Source organism: Rhodococcus sp. D-6 (assembly GCF_040256695.1).
In the GTDB taxonomy this organism is placed as follows: Bacteria; Actinomycetota; Actinomycetes; order Mycobacteriales; family Mycobacteriaceae; genus Rhodococcus; species Rhodococcus pyridinivorans.
Genome location: NZ_CP132970.1, coordinates 4,513,203 through 4,526,188 on the forward strand (window position 1 = coordinate 4,513,203; position 12,986 = coordinate 4,526,188).

General features: G+C 68.9%; 12 protein-coding genes. 5 read left to right on the plus strand and 7 right to left on the minus strand.

Annotated features, from left to right (window positions below):
- Positions 1 to 14 precede the first annotated feature (14 nt).
- Positions 15 to 1,121, minus strand: coding sequence for a hypothetical protein (locus RBB84_RS21265; protein ID WP_350246759.1), 1,107 nt, complete (start codon positions 1,119 to 1,121; stop codon positions 15 to 17).
- Positions 1,122 to 1,336: 215 nt separating this feature from the next.
- Between RBB84_RS21265 and RBB84_RS21270 the strand changes: the two genes are divergently transcribed.
- Positions 1,337 to 2,629 carry a lipase family protein gene (locus tag RBB84_RS21270; protein ID WP_064256034.1) on the plus strand — a complete coding sequence of 431 codons (1,293 nt, stop codon included), beginning with the start codon at positions 1,337 to 1,339 and terminating at the stop codon, positions 2,627 to 2,629.
- A 73-nt stretch (positions 2,630 to 2,702) separates the two neighbouring features.
- On the opposite strand, the gene RBB84_RS21275 is transcribed toward RBB84_RS21270, so the two are convergent.
- Positions 2,703 to 4,658 (minus strand): acyl-CoA dehydrogenase family protein, encoded by a 1,956-nt coding sequence (locus RBB84_RS21275; protein WP_350246761.1) that lies wholly within the window; start codon positions 4,656 to 4,658, stop codon positions 2,703 to 2,705.
- Positions 4,659 to 5,012: 354 nt separating this feature from the next.
- Positions 5,013 to 5,477: a hypothetical protein gene (locus RBB84_RS21280; protein ID WP_006550934.1), complete on the minus strand. Its 465-nt coding sequence runs from the start codon at positions 5,475 to 5,477 to the stop codon at positions 5,013 to 5,015.
- A gap of 101 nt (positions 5,478 to 5,578) precedes the next feature.
- Between RBB84_RS21280 and RBB84_RS21285 the strand changes: the two genes are divergently transcribed.
- Both RBB84_RS21285 and RBB84_RS21290 read left to right on the plus strand, forming a co-directional pair.
- Positions 5,579 to 6,106, plus strand: a complete 528-nt coding sequence (locus RBB84_RS21285; protein ID WP_024102562.1) for a peptidylprolyl isomerase — start codon at positions 5,579 to 5,581, stop codon at positions 6,104 to 6,106.
- A gap of 10 nt (positions 6,107 to 6,116) precedes the next feature.
- Entirely contained in the window at positions 6,117 to 7,043 is a 927-nt protein-coding gene (locus tag RBB84_RS21290; RefSeq protein ID WP_024102563.1) for a rhomboid family intramembrane serine protease, read from the plus strand.
- Here RBB84_RS21290 and RBB84_RS21295 read toward each other — a convergent pair.
- Together RBB84_RS21295 and crgA are read right to left on the minus strand one after the other, a co-directional pair.
- The gene (locus tag RBB84_RS21295; RefSeq protein WP_350246762.1) at positions 7,028 to 7,486 is read right to left on the minus strand and encodes a PH domain-containing protein; all 459 of its coding nucleotides are present in this window, start codon (positions 7,484 to 7,486) and stop codon (positions 7,028 to 7,030) included. The genes RBB84_RS21290 and RBB84_RS21295 overlap by 16 nt on opposite strands.
- Before the next feature lie 107 nt (positions 7,487 to 7,593).
- Positions 7,594 to 7,857: a cell division protein CrgA gene (crgA, locus tag RBB84_RS21300; protein ID WP_006550938.1), complete on the minus strand. Its 264-nt coding sequence runs from the start codon at positions 7,855 to 7,857 to the stop codon at positions 7,594 to 7,596.
- Positions 7,858 to 7,960: 103 nt separating this feature from the next.
- On the opposite strand from crgA, the gene RBB84_RS21305 reads away from it, so the two are divergent.
- Positions 7,961 to 8,686 (plus strand): DUF881 domain-containing protein, encoded by a 726-nt coding sequence (locus RBB84_RS21305; protein ID WP_024102564.1) that lies wholly within the window; start codon positions 7,961 to 7,963, stop codon positions 8,684 to 8,686.
- A 102-nt stretch (positions 8,687 to 8,788) separates the two neighbouring features.
- Positions 8,789 to 9,451 (plus strand): aminodeoxychorismate/anthranilate synthase component II, encoded by a 663-nt coding sequence (locus RBB84_RS21310; protein ID WP_006550940.1) that lies wholly within the window; start codon positions 8,789 to 8,791, stop codon positions 9,449 to 9,451.
- A gap of 67 nt (positions 9,452 to 9,518) precedes the next feature.
- On the opposite strand, the gene pknB is transcribed toward RBB84_RS21310, so the two are convergent.
- Positions 9,519 to 11,423 carry a Stk1 family PASTA domain-containing Ser/Thr kinase gene (gene pknB / locus RBB84_RS21315; RefSeq protein WP_006550941.1) on the minus strand — a complete coding sequence of 635 codons (1,905 nt, stop codon included), beginning with the start codon at positions 11,421 to 11,423 and terminating at the stop codon, positions 9,519 to 9,521.
- On the minus strand, positions 11,420 to 12,985 hold the full coding sequence (locus tag RBB84_RS21320; RefSeq protein ID WP_024102565.1) for a serine/threonine-protein kinase: 1,566 nt from the start codon (positions 12,983 to 12,985) through the stop codon (positions 11,420 to 11,422). The genes pknB and RBB84_RS21320 overlap by 4 nt, the downstream gene beginning before the upstream one ends.
- Between the last annotated feature and the right edge of the window lies 1 nt (position 12,986).

The following is a 12,986-nucleotide window of genomic DNA, read 5'->3' on the forward strand; positions in this document are numbered from 1 at the left end:
AGGCAGGAGATCGATCAGAGCAGCATGCCGGCGAGGATCGCGATCAGCACGAGAACGGCGACCACCCCGATGACGACCGTTCTCGTGTTGCCGGTGTTCTCGTCTGCGGTGCCCGTGGTGAGCACCGGAACGGGTGCGGCCTCCTTCCTCGCGGCTCCGCGGTCCTCGGCGGTGCTCTCGGCCCCGAGACGTCTCTCCTCGAGTTCGCGCAGCCGAGCGAAACCGCCGGTGAGCACGTCGGTTTCGTCGTAGGAAGGCGGAAGTCCGATCCGGGTCTTGTTGGTCTCGCGTGCCGGCGTGAATCCGGCCGCGAGGATCGCGGCGCCGAGCGCCGCCGTCTGTTCCGGGCCCGGCCCGACGAGGCTGCGCACCGTGAGCTTCGTGGCGAGGCTGTTCGCGATCTCCTGGATGTGGGTGCGATCTCGTGCGACGAGACCGTCGCCCATGACGACGACGGCCTCGAGATTGTCCGGTATCCAGCCGAACGATCCGAGGGCCGTGGCGAGTTGGGCCGCCGGGGACGGAGCGCCCTGAGCGGGGGTGCGGTAGGCCTTGCCGGCGGGCACGCCCGAGCGTACGAGGGTGACGGTCGAGCCGCCGTCGTCGAGATGGAAGACCCCCACGAGTTGGCCAGGGGTCTCGGAGATCTCGGAGGCGTACCAGGCGGCGGCCGCCTGCGCGTCGGACACGAGATCCACGTGCCGCAGATCCGCGTAGTCCAGGGCGGCACGTAAGGTCGCGATGGTGTCCGGATCCCAGTGCGACGGGTAGGTGGCGGCGTAGCCGGGATCGCTGTCCCGGTCCATGCCGCCGAAGGTCGGCAACGGGTGGCACTCCCGCAACAGGCAGTGGATGGCGGTGGCCATCGCGTCCTCGGCGCGGTACATGCGACCGTCGCTCGCGGTGATGCCCGAGGCGTCGCCGACCCGCGTGAGGAAGCCCGCGATCGTGCGTGCTTCGTCCCCGTGCGCCACGCTGCCGAGCGACGTGTTGCCGTCGTGGTCGACGTGCAGGACGGAGTCGCGGGCGAGGACGACAGGGTCGGGAGTGCCGGGTTCGTTGGATGCGATGACCGCCGTGGACACGACTCGCCCGATCCGGAGGCCGACACCGATTGCCATGTCTTCCCTTCCTCGAGAGGCTGCTCGTCCGTCGTGCTGCCGAGGACCCGACTCGCTCCGGGTGCGCCGGACAAATGCACCGCTTCGGGCGCGAAGAACGATTGTGGCAGACAGGGAGGGAAGTGCCGACCTTACTTTCCGGTAAGTACGTGTTACAGTCCGTACCGCCGTGACGAGGGACACACGGTTCCGGTGGATCCAGGTGGAGGAACAACATGGTGGGGCGCGCTCGGAAGTGGATGGCCGCGGCGGTGACGACGACCGTCCTTGCTGGCGGAATTCTCGGAACCGCGGCGACAGCGGGAGCCGAGACGGACTTCTATCTCCCGCCCGACCCGCTGCCGACGGGTGCTCCCGGCGACGTCCTGCGCACGGCACCGTCCGATCTGGCATTGCGCGCACCGGTCGCCGACGGCATCTTCCCGGGTCAGGGCACCAAGCTGCTGTACCGCAGCAACGACGCCAAGGGCGCACCCGACGCGGTGAGCGGCACCTACATCGAGCCGTCGACGCCGTGGAACGGTCCCGGCGACCGGCCGCTCGTCGCGCTGGCCGTCGGTACCCACGGTCAGGGTGACCAGTGCGCGCCGTCCCGCAATCTCGGCGCGCTCGTCAACTATAATCCGCCCCTCGACTTCTTCACCGAGTACGAGGTGCTGTCGATCAACGCGCTGCTGCTGCGCGGCATCGCCGTGGTCGTCACCGACTACGACGGTCTCGGTACGCCGGGGCACCACACCTACGTGAACCGCGCCGCCGAAGCCCACGCGGTGCTCGACTCGGTGCGCGCGGCGCTGAAGCTCGAGAACGCGTCGGTGACCGAGAACAGCCCGGTCGGCCTCTTCGGTTACTCGCAGGGCGGCGGCGCGTCGGGCGCTGCGGCCGAACTCGCACCCGAGTACGCCCCCGAACTGAACCTCGTCGGCGCCTACGTGGGTGCTCCGCCCGCCGACCTCGTGGCCACGTTGAAGCAGATCGACGGCACGCTGCTCACCGGTGCCATCGGGTACACGATCAACGGCCTCGCCGACGCCTACCCGGAGATCCGCGACGAGATCGACGCCGAGATCAGTGATCGCGGCCGCGAGATGCTCGCGGCCGTGGCGAACCAGTGCGTCCCGGAGACGGTGGCGAATTTCGCATTCCAGCGCACCGGCGACTACACCCGCACGGGTGAGCCCCTCGATGTCGTGCTCGACCGCCTGCCCCAGGTCCAGAAGATCCTCGCGGAGCAGCGCATCGGCAACCGCACGCCTGCCGTGCCCGTCCTCCTCCAGCACGGCACGCAGGACGACACGGTCCCCTACGGTCAGGGCCGTCAGCTGGCGCTGGACTGGTGCGATCAGGGCGCGACGGTGCAGTTCCTGCCCAACACGACGCCGCCGATCCTGCCCGGCTTCATCATCAACCATGCGGTGCCCATGATCGGCGGACTGCCCGACTCCGTCGCGTACATCGAAGCGCGACTGCGCGGTGAGCCCGCACCGTCGAACTGTGGAGCCTTCTGACGCTCCTTCGAATCCGCAATCGATCCGGCCCGCACTCCCTTCCGGGGGTGCGGGCCGGATTCGTGTGCAGGGTCTACACCGAGTGACGGGTGTCGATGATCCGGCGCGCGACGTTCGTCTCGGTCGACGGGCCCGGTTCCCAGCGGGAGATCCACGGACCGGTGCCCTCGCTCGGATCGAGCACACCGCGCTCGAGCCACTCGTATCTGCCCTCGAGAACGCCGGCCGCGGTGCGACGATCCTCGGCGTCGGTGTTCGTCCACAGGGCGTCGAACAACTTCTCCACGCGCAGCCGCGACTGCTTGCAGAACGCGTCGGCCAGTTCGAAGGCCGCGTCGGCTCCCGGGTGCCCGTCGACGCGTTGCCGTTCGGCGCGCACGCACACGGCGGTCGCGGCGAACAGCTCGGCTCCGATGTCGACGATCCGTCCGAGGAAGTTCTCCCGCTTCTCGAGTCCGGCCTGCCAGCGGGCCATCCCGTAGAAGGTCGAGCGGGCGAGCTTGCGCGAGCTGCGTTCGATGTACCTCAGATGTGTTGCCAGAAAACCGAATTCGTTGTAGGTCCGCGGTAGCTGTCCCTTGCCGGTGACGAGTTTCGGGAGCCATCGGGCGTAGAACCCGCTCGCCCGTACCGCGGCCTGCGCCTTCTCCTTGCCCGTCGAATCGGGGTCGGCGAGTTCGCCGGCTGCGCGCAGGTGGGCGTCGACCGCCTCGCGGGCGACGAGGAGACGCATGATCTCGCTCGACCCCTCGAAGATGCGGTTGATCCGCAGGTCGCGGACGAGTTGCTCTGCGGGAACGGCCCGTTCGCCGCGCGCCGCCAGCGACTCGGCGGTCTCGTAGCCGCGTCCGCCGCGGATCTGCACGAGTTCGTCGGCGATGAGGCATCCCATCTCGCTCGCCCACAACTTCGCCAGTGCCGCCTCGATGCGGATGTCGTTGCGCTGTTCGTCGTTCATCTGGCCCGACAGTTCGACGACGGACTCGAGTGCGTAGGTGGTCGCGGCGATGAACGAGATCTTCGCGGCGACGGCCTCGTGCTCACCGACCGGCTTGCCCCACTGCACCCGCTCCGACGACCATTCGCGGGCGATCTTCAGCGCCCACTTGCCGGCACCCGAGCACATCGCGGGGATGGCGAGGCGACCGGCGTTGAGCGTCGTCAACGCGATCTTCAGCCCGTCGCCCTCACGTCCGATGAGGTTCTCCTTCGGAACCCGCACCTTGTGCAGCCGGGTCACGCCGTTCTCGATGCCGCGCAGGCCCATGAAGGAGTTGCGGCGTTCGACGGTGATGCCGGGTGAATCCGCTTCCACGACGAAGGCGGAGATCCCGCCGCGATGGCCCTCGCTCTTCGGTACGCGGGCCATGACGACGAGCAGTTCGGCGACCACCCCGTTGGTCGTCCACAGCTTGACGCCCTCGAGTTCGTAGGCGCTGCCGTCCTCGACCGGGATGGCGGTGGACGCGAGTCGGGCGGGGTCGGACCCGACGTCGGGTTCGGTGAGCAGGAAAGCCGAGATGGCGCCGCGCGCGCATCGCGGCAGGAAGCGCTGCTTCTGCTCAGGGGTGCCGGCGAGCTTGAGCGGTTCCGGCACACCGATCGACTGATGGGCCGACAGCAGCGCGCCGATGCTGGGATGCACGCAGGCGACGACCGTCAGGGCCCGGTTGTAGGCGACCTGCGACAGCCCGAGGCCGCCGTACTCCTGCGGGATCTTCATGCCGAAGCAGCCGAGTTCGGCCAGCTCGCGGACGTATTCGTCGGGTATCCGCGCGTCGCGTTCGATGCGGCCGCCGTCCATCGAACTGCACGCGGCGCGCAGGCGTGCGAGGAACTCCTCGGTACGGGAGTCCTCGTCGGGTGTCGGTCGCGGGAAGGGGTGGACGAGGTCGAGGGTGAGCCGTCCGAGGAACAGTTCCTTCGCGAAGGACGGCTTGTTCCACTCGGATTCGCGCGCCTGCTCCGCTACTTCACGAGCCTGCCGCTCGGTGACCTGTGGGATTCGGACATCGGCGCTCTCTGCCATGACTGCCTCCGGGTCGCGTGCCTACTGGTGAGTATGCACCCGGATGTGTCTCTTATCACAGGTTCGGGCGAGTCGATCATGAAGCAGTCGGATGTGAACTAGATCACTACCGCGGAAGTCGTCGGGGACGTGCGGGTACTCCCGGACGCGCCTACGCTCGAATCGTCACCGACGACGTGCCCCGCCCGTCACTCGCCGATCCCCATCGCGGATCGGAACGGAGGTGGCCATGGAATTCCTGGCCTTCGTCCCCGTCCTGCTCACTTTCCTCGGCGCGCTCTACTTCGCGGCGTGCCTCATCGTCGACCGCGAGATCCGATCGGCGGAACGAGAATTCGGCACCGCGGACGGCGATCAGGCCTCCGAGGTGTCGGTGGACTCGGGGGAGACCGGCGTCGAGGCGGCCTCGTCGGTCGTCGTCGCCGCGGACTCCGCGGGCCGCACGCGCGGCGGTTCCGGAGCGATCGGAGGGTGATCCGGCCGTCGTCGCCGGTAGAACACGACCCCGCCTGCGGCCACGACGGCAACCGCGCCGGCGACGACGAGACCGAACCGCCTGCCCGTGCGCTCCGGACGAGAGGACGACTTCGCGGCACACCGCTCGGCCGCGGCCCGCCGGGCCACCGAGAGCAGTTCGCCCGCGACGTCCAGACCCTTGCGTGCTGCGAACAGTCCGGCCGCACTCGAGCCCTGCGCGAGAGCTACCGCGCCCTCGCCGGCCACGCGGAGAGCACCCGCGAGATTGCCGGATTCGTCGTGGCGTCGCACGAATGCCGGAAGCCACACGTCGTCGGTCTCGGCATGAATCAGCTTGCTCATGCGTCCACTCTTCCATACCGCCCGGACCTGTGGTCGTGACCGGAGAGCGTGTCCCGCGCCGCCTGTCCTGCCCGGGAAGCGGGCAATGGCACCATGGTGGGGTGACTTCACCGCATCAGACAGCAACGGCCACGCTCCACACGAACCGCGGCGACATCGCGATTGCGCTTTTCGGCAACCACGCGCCGAAGACCGTCGAGAACTTCGTCGGCCTGGCCCAGGGCACCAAGGAGTACAAGACCCAGAACGCCAAGGGCGAGACCAGCGGTCCGTTCTACGACGGCGCGGTCTTCCACCGCGTCATCGACGGCTTCATGATCCAGGGTGGCGACCCCACCGGCACCGGCCGCGGCGGCCCGGGCTACCAGTTCGCCGACGAGTTCCACCCCGAGCTGCAGTTCGACCGCGGCTACCTGCTCGCGATGGCGAACGCCGGCCCGGGCACCAACGGCTCGCAGTTCTTCATCACCGTCGGCCCGACCCCGCACCTCAACCGTCGCCACACCATCTTCGGTGAGGTCGTCGACGCCGAGTCGAAGAAGGTCGTCGACGCGATCGCGACCACCGCCACCGACCGCGCCGATCGCCCGGTCGACGACGTCGTGATCAACAGCATCACCATCTCCTGAGAGAGTTCCCATGACGAACCCCGGCTGGGGCTCCGCGGCCGAGGGTGGTGGCCCGCAACCCCAGCCGCGGTGCGTTCGCCATCCCGACCGCCCGACCCTTCTCGCTTGCTCCCGATGCGGCCGGCCCGCGTGCCCCGAGTGCCTGCGTCCCGCCTCGGTCGGTCAGCACTGCGTCGACTGCGTCGCCGCGGCCGAACGGTCGACACCGCAGGCCCGCACCATCGCCGGCGCACCCGTCCGTTCCGACCGGCCCTCGCCGATCGTGACGTACGTGCTCATCGCGCTGAATGTGCTCGTCTTCGGCATCACCGCCGCGCAGTCGGGCAGCGTGATGACCAACGAGCAGGGCTCGGCGCTGTTCCTCGACTGGGCGTTGTGGCCGCCCATCATCGCCGCGCACGGCGAGTACATCCGGATCCTCGGCAGCGGATTCCTGCACTTCGGCCTGCTCCATCTGGCCGTCAACATGTTCGCCCTGTGGGTGATCGGACGCGACACCGAACTCGTGCTCGGACGCGCCCGGTACCTCTCGGTCTACCTCGTGTCGATCCTCGGCGGGTCCGCCGCAGTGATGTTCATGGAGACCGGAGCGGTCACCGCCGGAGCGTCGGGAGCGGTCTTCGGTCTGCTCGGCGCGCAGGCCGTCATCCTGCTGCGCCTGCGTCGCAGCCCGGCACCCGTGCTGGCCATCGTCGGCCTCAACGTGATCATCAGCATCACCGTCCCGGGCATCTCCCTGTGGGGTCACCTGGGCGGTCTCGTCGCCGGTGCCGCCGCGACAGCGGCCCTGCTCTACGCCCCGCAGTATCTCGGTGCCGGCACCGACCGGGACCGCATCGTGCGCACCGGATGGATCGCGCTGGTCGCGGTCGTCGCGGTGACGCTGGTCGCGATCGTGCTCGCCGTCGTGCGGCTACGCGATCAACTGGGTGTCTGATCGGGCGCGAGATCGCGCATCGCCAGCGCGGCGTGCACGTTCCGCGGGTCGGTGCCCAGATCCCACCGGCCGAAGATCATCAGGTTCTCCGTGCCGGTCGCGGGGTCGATCGTGTCGATCTCGAGCATCGGCACGCGCCGCCCGAAGCGCGGGTACTCGACGATCCGCACGCGGTGCAGGGCCGCGCGCGGGAACTCGCGACGACCCGTCAACCGCATCGTCGCGATCCCCGTTCCTCCGGGGAGCACTTCGAGACGCGGACGCTGCCGCAGCGCGAGCGCGACCATCACGAGGACGAGCACCGCCGCGAAACCCACCAGTACGCGACCGGCCGCGTCGGGAACCGCAACCGCGGCGGTCAGGGCCAAGGCGATACCGGCGGCCGACAACGCCGCTATCGCGGCGGGCGGCGTCGCCCACCGCAGCGGTGTCTCGTCGGGCATCTGCGTCCTCTTCCGATCCGTTCCCCGGGGACCTCTCACCGGGTTGTGCACAGTGTTATCCCCAGGTGGGGATGAATAACATCGGTGTAACCCGAGCGGGGTGGAGGTCAGCGCCAGTTCATCGTCATGATCAGACCGACCACCATGAACCCGAAACCGATCAGGAAGTTCCAGGCACCGAGATCGTTCATCCACGTGATCTGCTCGGCCGCGAGGTAGTAGACGATCAGCCACAGCAACCCGATGACCATCAGGGCGAGCATCACCGTCACGTACAACGTGCTCGACGGCGTGCCCTTGACCTTCACCGGTGTGCGGCTCACCGTCCGGGTCGCGGAGACGTCCTTCTTGCGAACCTTCGACTTGGGCATGGTGTCCTCGTTCTCACGTCTCCACCCGTCGTACACGGATGGAGTGGTCGGTCAACTACCTGTTGAGATCACGCTAACGTAAGGCCAGGATCGGAGGTACGACGTGTCGGAACGACGACTGCGCGCGCCCGTGTGGGGTGTCGCGACCCTCGTCGTCTGCCTCGTGGCCGGTCTGCTCGTGGGTACCACCCGCGGAGTGTCCGAAGGCGACGAACTGCGCGCCGGCGACTCCCCGCGACTGTCCGATCTGGTCCGGGCCGCACAGGAGAAGGCCGACGAACTGGCCGCCACCCGAGACGATCTCACTACCCGCATCGACGAACTCCAGGACCGTGCCGCGGTGAACGACGAGGACGTCGCCGCGGTGCTCGACGACCTGTCCGCGATCGAGGACCCGGCCGGACTCGTGGCCCGCCGCGGTCCGGGCGTGACCGTCACTCTCACCGACGCACCCCGCGACGCCAACGGGCGCTATCCGTCCGGTGCCTCACCCGACGATCTCGTCGTGCACCAGCAGGACGTGCAGAGCGTGCTCAACGCGATGTGGGCCGGCGGTGCCGAGGCCGTGGCCATGCAGGATCAGCGGATCGTCGCGACGTCGGCGCCACGCTGCATCGGCAACACGCTGCTGCTGCACGGACGCACCTACTCACCGCCCTATGTCGTCACAGCGCTCGGCGACCCGGCACGGCTGCAGGCCGCGCTCGACGCCGAGCCCGGTATCCGCATCTACAAGCAGTACGCGGCCCGCTATCAACTCGGCTACACGCAGCAGGCGTCGGAGGATCTGTCGGTCCCCGCCTACACCGGTAGTTCGTCCGCGCGCTGAGCGGTGCCCGGGAGCACTGTCCGAATCGGGCCACCGGGCGGGTCGCCCTCTACCGGCCACCGGGCGGGTCGCCCTCTACCGGCCACTGAGTACCCTCGTCTCATGCGCATTCTCGTCGTCGACAACTACGACAGCTTCGTCTTCAACCTGGTCCAGTATCTGGGGCAGCTCGGAACGACGGCCGACGTGTGGCGCAACGATGACGAGCGGCTCACCGCACCGGGTGCTCTCGCGCGGGTCGCGAAGGAGTACGACGGCATCCTCCTCAGCCCAGGGCCGGGCACACCCGAACGCGCCGGGGCGAGCATCGATCTGGTCAAGGCATGTGCCGACAGCAGCACTCCGCTGCTCGGTGTGTGCCTCGGCCACCAGTCCATCGGTGTCGCGTTCGGCGCGACCGTCGATCGCGCCCCCGAGCTGCTGCACGGCAAGACCAGCCTGGTTCGTCACAACGGTGCCGGTGTGCTCGCGGGCCTGCCCGATCCGTTCACCGCGACCCGCTACCACTCGCTGACCGTGCTGCCCGAGACGATGCCCGCCGAACTCGAGCCCACCGGCCACACGGAGACCGGCATCGTCATGGCCCTGCGTCACGCCGAGCTGCCGATCCACGGTGTGCAGTTCCACCCCGAATCGGTGCTCACCCAGGGCGGTCACCGCATGCTCGCGAACTGGCTCGCGGCCTGCGGCGAGGCACCGGACGAGACGCTCGTCGCGCGCCTCGAGGCGCAGATGGCACGCGCGCTCGACGGCGGAGCCGCCTGATGCACCCCATTTCCGACGAGAAAGGCGCCGGTCCTTCGAGGATCGGCGCCTTTCGTCGAAAGCTCGTTCAGCGGATGCCGAGCACACCGACGCCCACGGTGAGGGGCTGGTTTTTCGAGATCTCCGAACCCGGCGGCTGGGCCTGCGTGATCACGGTGCCGACGAGATCGACATCGAGTGTGGCCTCACGCGTCTGCTGGAGCTGAGAGGCGTTGCCCGTCCAGCCGGCGCCGCGCAGAGCGGCGAGTGCATCCGACACCGACCGGTTGGTGACGACGGGCATCTCGATGCGGTCGCCGTTGGACACCCGCACCGTCACCGTCGACCCCTGTTCGGTGGAGGCGCCACCGGCCGGACTCGTCGAGACGACGGTGCCCTCGGTCTCGCTGGAGTCGATGTTCTCGACGACGACCTCGAAACCGGCACCCTCGATGTTGTCGCTCGCCACCTCGACGGTCTGGCCCACGACGTTGGGGACGCGCACCAGTTCGGGGCCGGATCCCAAAGTGATGGTGATGGGGCTGTCGCGGTCGACGCTGGCTCCCGCACCGGGGCTCTGGTCGACGACGAGGTCCTCGTCGTCGGCATTCGACGGAGCACGTCCGACGTTCGGGTCGAGCCGGAGACCGGCGGCGGACAGCTCCTGGGCTGCGCGTTCCTGCGTCATGCCTTCGAGCCGCGGGATCTGCACCTGTTCCGGTCCTGTCGAGACCTCGAGGGTGACGGTCGAACCCTCCTCTGCCTGGCTCCCGGGCACGGGACGGGTGTTGATGACGTTGCCGTTCGCGACGACCGGATCGCTCTTCTGCTGGATCGAGACCCGGAAGCCGGCGTTCTGCAGCTGGCTCTCGGCGAGCTCGGCGGAGACGTTGCGGACGTCGGGCACCGTGACCTGGGCGGCCGTCGAACCGGGTCCGAGCGACCACAGGAAGACGCCGACGATACCGACCACGGCGAGCGCAGCGATGCCGAGCAGCACCTTTTTGAGAACTGAGCCGCCGCCGGAATCCTCGGCGGGTGCCCCGGCGGCACCGGCGGCCGCGACGCGGCCGTGCCGCCCCGTGTTGTTGTCGACGGAGTCGATCAGCGTCGTGCGGTCCTCGTCGGTCATCACCATCGGCGCACTCGGACGCTGCCCGCTCAGCACGCGGATCAGGTCGCTGCGCATCTCCGCAGCCGACTGGTAGCGGTTCGCGGGGTTCTTCGCCATCGCCTTGAGGATCACCGAGTCGAGCTCGGGCGGCACCGACGAATTCACCGATGACGGCAGCGGCGGATCCTCCCGCACGTGCTGGTAGGCCACCGCGACGGGCGAGTCGCCTTTGAAGGGGGGCTCGCCGGTAAGGATCTCGAACAGGACGCAGCCCACCGAGTACACGTCGGACCGGGCGTCGACCTGTTCACCGCGCGCCTGCTCCGGGGAGAGGTACTGTGCGGTGCCGATCACCGCGGCGGTCTGCGTCATCGGGCTCGCGGCGTCGGAGATGGCCCGGGCGATGCCGAAGTCCATGACCTTCACCGCGCCGGCCTTGTTGATCATGACGTTGGCCGGCTTCACGTCGCGGTGCACGATCATGTTGCGGTGGCTGAAGTCCAGGGCCGCGCACACGTCGGCGATGATCTCCATCGCCCGCTTGGGGGTCATCGGCCCGTCGGCGCGCACGATGTCGCGCAGCGTGTCGCCCTCGACGTACTCCATGACGATGTACGGGAGCGGCCCGGCCTCGGTCTCGGCCTCACCGGTGTCGTAGACGGCGACGATCGCCGGATGGTTCAGCGCAGCGGCATTCTGCGCTTCGCGCCGAAAGCGCAGGTAGAACGTGGGGTCGCGTGCGAGGTCGGCGCGCAACACCTTGATGGCCACATCCCGGCCGAGCCGCAGATCCCGCGCGAGGTGCACCTCGGACATACCGCCGAAGCCGAGGATCTCACCCAGCTCGTAGCGGGAGGAGAGCTTGCGGGGTGTGGTCATGACGTTCCTTGGTTGTTCGTACCGTTGCTGGTTTCGGATGAATTGTCGTCCCCTCCACCGGCGGCCTCGGGGTCGGTCTCGTCGTCGCCGTTACCCTCCGCGCCGCCCGTGCCGCCGTCGCCGCCACCCGTGTCCTCCGCTGTGGTGGTGGTCGTCGTCGTGGTCGGGGCGGTCGTGGTGGTGGGCGGTTGCGTCGTGGTCGGCTCGGTCGTCGGCTCCACCGTGGTCGTCGGCGGCTGCGTCGTCGTCGTGGTCGGAGGAGGCGTGAAGGTCTCCGTCTCGACGGGCGGCGGCAGCGGCACGAACGTCGTCGTGGTGGTCAGCGGCGGACGGGTCGTCGTGGTGGTCGCGCGGGTCGTGGTGAGTTGCGTCGTCGGAGACGGAGCGCGCGGGGTCTCCTCGTCGTCGCCACCCAACAGTACGATTCCCAGCGTCACGAGGGCGAGCACCACTGCCGCACCTGCGGCCCAGGCCAGCGCTGTGGGACTCGGGGACCGTCGTCCGTCATCGTCGGCGGGCACTCCCGTAGTCGGCGGACCTGCCACCGGCGGACGGCCGGCGGTCGGCGGCTGAGCCGAGCGGGGAACCGACGAATAGGCCGTCTGGTCGTACTGCGTCGGGTGCAGGGCACGGGTCGAAGAAGTGTGGGCCGTCGTCCCGGGCACGCCGGGCGGAAGCACGCGGTTGGCGCTGGTCACCGGCGGCACGTTGCCGGGCGGGGGCACGGGCCGTCCGGACCGCACCGCAGCGACGGCGTTGGCGAATTCGCCACCGTTCGAATAGCGGTAGGCCGGGTCCTTCGACATCGCGATCTCGATGAGTTCGCGCACCTCGGGCGGAAGATCCGTCGGCAGCGGCGCCGGGGTCTCCTGGACATGCTTCATCGCGACGGTCACGACGCTGTCGCCGAGGAACGGACGGCGTCCCGACAGCACCTCGTAGCCGACGACGGCCAGCGAGTACACATCGCTCGCGGACGTCGCCTCCTGACCCAGTGCCTGCTCGGGAGCGATGTACTGTGCGGTGCCCATCACCATGCCGGTGCGGGTGACCGGGGAGGCGTCGACTGCCTTCGCGATACCGAAGTCGGTGATCTTCACCTGGCCCGTCGGGGTGATGAGGATGTTGCCGGGCTTGACGTCGCGGTGCACCACGCCGGCGTTGTGGGCCGCCTGCAGGGCGCGTCCGGTCTGCTCGAGCATGTCGAGCGCGTGCGGCAGCGACAGGCGTCCGAGCCGCGACAGGACGGCGTTGAGCGGTTCGCCGTGTACGAGTTCCATCACGAGATAGGCGATGGACTGGCCCTCGGCGTCGGTGGTCTCGCCGTAGTCGAACACCCCGGCGATGCCGGGATGGTTGAGCTGGGCGGTGGTGCGGGCCTCGAAACGGAACCGGGCGAGGAAGTCCTCGTCGCCGGACAACTCGGCCTTGAGGACCTTCACCGCGACCCGCCGGTCGAGTCGGGTGTCGAGTCCTTCCCACACCTGACCCATTCCGCCGGTCGCGATGAGTCGCTGGAGACGGTAACGGTCGGCGATCATGGCGCCGCTGCTCAGAGCCATG

What these genes read in the sequence shown, in the direction of transcription:
- RBB84_RS21280 (WP_006550934.1), bottom strand. Translation starts at nt 5,477, where the DNA reads ATGAGCAAGCTGATTCATGCCGAGACCGACGACGTGTGGCTTCCGGCA.
- RBB84_RS21320 (WP_024102565.1), bottom strand. Translation starts at nt 12,985, where the DNA reads ATGGCTCTGAGCAGCGGCGCCATGATCGCCGACCGTTACCGTCTCCAG.
- RBB84_RS21295 (WP_350246762.1), bottom strand. Translation starts at nt 7,486, where the DNA reads ATGCCCGACGAGACACCGCTGCGGTGGGCGACGCCGCCCGCCGCGATA.
- RBB84_RS21275 (WP_350246761.1), bottom strand. Translation starts at nt 4,658, where the DNA reads ATGGCAGAGAGCGCCGATGTCCGAATCCCACAGGTCACCGAGCGGCAG.
- RBB84_RS21270 (WP_064256034.1), top strand. Translation starts at nt 1,337, where the DNA reads ATGGTGGGGCGCGCTCGGAAGTGGATGGCCGCGGCGGTGACGACGACC.
- crgA (WP_006550938.1), bottom strand. Translation starts at nt 7,857, where the DNA reads ATGCCCAAGTCGAAGGTTCGCAAGAAGGACGTCTCCGCGACCCGGACG.
- RBB84_RS21265 (WP_350246759.1), bottom strand. Translation starts at nt 1,121, where the DNA reads ATGGCAATCGGTGTCGGCCTCCGGATCGGGCGAGTCGTGTCCACGGCG.
- RBB84_RS21290 (WP_024102563.1), top strand. Translation starts at nt 6,117, where the DNA reads ATGACGAACCCCGGCTGGGGCTCCGCGGCCGAGGGTGGTGGCCCGCAA.
- RBB84_RS21310 (WP_006550940.1), top strand. Translation starts at nt 8,789, where the DNA reads ATGCGCATTCTCGTCGTCGACAACTACGACAGCTTCGTCTTCAACCTG.
- pknB (WP_006550941.1), bottom strand. Translation starts at nt 11,423, where the DNA reads ATGACCACACCCCGCAAGCTCTCCTCCCGCTACGAGCTGGGTGAGATC.